The organism is Amycolatopsis kentuckyensis (assembly GCF_002155975.1).
Lineage (GTDB): Bacteria > Actinomycetota > Actinomycetes > Mycobacteriales > Pseudonocardiaceae > Amycolatopsis > Amycolatopsis kentuckyensis.
Genome location: NZ_MUMI01000299.1, coordinates 1 through 2,276 on the forward strand (window position 1 = coordinate 1; position 2,276 = coordinate 2,276).

Below are 2,276 nucleotides of genomic sequence, written 5' to 3' on the forward strand. Positions count from 1 at the left end.
GGCGGCCGCCGCGGCGGCGAGGACGTTCCGGGTGCCGTGGTCGTTGGTGCGCCACATCGGCGGGTCGCCGCGCACCGGCGAGATCGCCCACGCCAGGTGGACGACCGCGGCCGCTCCCGCGAACACCTCCGCCAGCTCCTCCTCCGCGCCGGGGAGGCCGACGTCGACGGCCCGCCAGCCCGCCCGGCGGTACGGCTCGGCCGTCGTGTCGGGCAGCCGCCGCGCGAGCCCGACCACGTCGTGGCCGGGCTCCAGCGCGTGCAGCAGTGCCGTTCCGACGTTCCCGGTCGCCCCGGTGATCACGATGCGCACCCGAACGGCTTACCCGGTGTGGCGGTCGCGAAACTCAGACGAGGTCACGGGGAATCCTCCGATGCCAGTTCCGCGAGACGATCCGGCGGGCCCCGTCGTAGCCGTCGAGCTGCGCGTCGATGACGAACTCGGTGTCGGTGCAGGAAACCCGGGTGCGGGTCTCGCTGCGCGCCACCCAGTCGCCGCGCGCGAAGGTGACGTCCCACGCGGTTTCCGCCACCGGCGAGCAGAAGTCGTCGGCGACCCAGCTGTAGCGCTCGCGGACGTCCCGGGTGACCTCCAGGTCGAGGTCGTCGAACCGGACGGTCCCCGCGTCCTTCACGATGTCCAGCGCCGACTGGTAGTCGACGAGGTCCCGCGAGACGGTCCAGCGCTGCTCCCCCGGTGTCAGCGCGGTCACCGACATCGGCGGCGCGCCTTCGGGCTCGCCGAAGGGCCGGGCCGGCAGCTCGTCCGGTTCGGCGACCGGGCGCACCGGCAGCTCCAGCGCGCTGTGTCCGGTGTGGACACTCAGGAGCACCGGCGTCGGCGGCGGCCAGGCCAGCGGCCAGTACGACGTCGACAGCGAAAGCCGGATCCGGTGCCCGGCCGGGAAAGCCTGCGCCACGGCGTTCAGCTCGATCTCGACCGCGCACCGCTGCCCCGGCTCCATCGGGGCCGGCTCGTCGTGGCCGTCGCGGTGGGTCAGGTTGAGCAGCCCGTAGGTGACGCGGGTGGCCCGCCCGTCCGGCGCGACGTCGGAGAGCCGCGCCGCGATCATCGCGACCGGCTGGTCGGCCGAGACTTCCAGCCGCACCTTCGGGGAGCCGAGGATCTCGCAGCGCTCGGTGAGCACGTCGGTGTCGAAGACCAGCGACCCGCCGTCCTCTTCGCGCTGGTCGTAGGGCAGGTCCGGCGGGGCGCTGTAGGACGCCCACTTGCCGGAGAACTGCCCGACCGACAACGGCGACGACACGGCCAGGGCCTCGTCGGCGACGTCCTCGCCCGGCCGCGCGAGGCGGTGCCGGGTCAGCGGCAGCTCCTGCGGCTCGACGTGCGGCGACGGCCAGGTGGCCTCCCCGACCCAGCGGCCGGGCCGATCTTCGTAGGACGTCGACGGCGGCACGCTCTCCTGCATCCAGGTCCGCAGCATCGGCCCGTCCATGGCCCCGTTCTCCTCGCCGCGCAGCCAGTGGTCCCACCACTGCACGACCTCCTGGAGGTACCCGATCGCCGGGCCCGGCTCGCCGAGGTGCGGGTACTTGTGCGACCACGGGCCGATCAGCCCGCGGCGGGGGACGTCGAGGTGGGCCAGCAGCCGGATGACGGCGTTGGAGTAGCCGTCGGCCCAGCCGCTGGAGGCCAGCACCGGCACCTGGACGTCACTGTAGTTCTCCGACACCGACGCGTGCCGCCAGTAGTCGTCGCGGCGCTGGTGGCCGAGCCAGTTCTCGATCCACAGGCTGCAGTTCTCCAGCCGCTCCCGCCACATCTGGAGCCAGCGCTCGCCGACGACCGCCGGGTCGGGCGGCAGCGTGGCGTAGGCGAACATCGTGCCGGACTCGGCGACGTTGTCCGAGAGCAGGCAGCCGCCCATGTAGTGCATGTCGTCGGCGAAGCGGTCGTCGGTGAACGACGAGATCACGATGGCACGCAGGCTCGGCGGCTTCCGGGCCGCGACCTGCAACGCGGCGAACGCGCCCCAGGAGATGCCCATCATCCCCGTGTCCCCGGTGCACCAGGGCCGGCCGGCGATCCACTCGAGGACCTCTTCGGCGTCGAGCTGCTCGCGTTCGAGGTACTCGTCGGCCAGGACACCCTCGGACTCGCCGGTGCCGCGGATGTCCACGCGCACGCAGGCGTACCCGTACCCGGCGAGGTAGGGGTGGTGGATCGAGTCGCGGGGCGCGGTGAGGTCCCGCTTGCGGTAGGGGATGTATTCGAGGATCGCCGGCACCGGATCGGTGTCCGACGAGACCGGCCGC

General features: G+C 73.0%; 2 protein-coding genes. Both read right to left on the bottom strand.

The window, feature by feature from the left end; all coding sequences use genetic code 11:
* The coding region (locus CCN39_RS27295) for an NAD-dependent epimerase/dehydratase family protein (RefSeq protein ID WP_143264166.1) at positions 1-312 on the bottom strand (312 nt) is incomplete at its 3' end.
* A 34-nt stretch (positions 313-346) separates the two neighbouring features.
* Positions 347-2,276, bottom strand: a 1,930-nt coding sequence (locus CCN39_RS27300; protein WP_086846648.1) for a CocE/NonD family hydrolase, incomplete at its 5' end; no start/stop codon positions are given.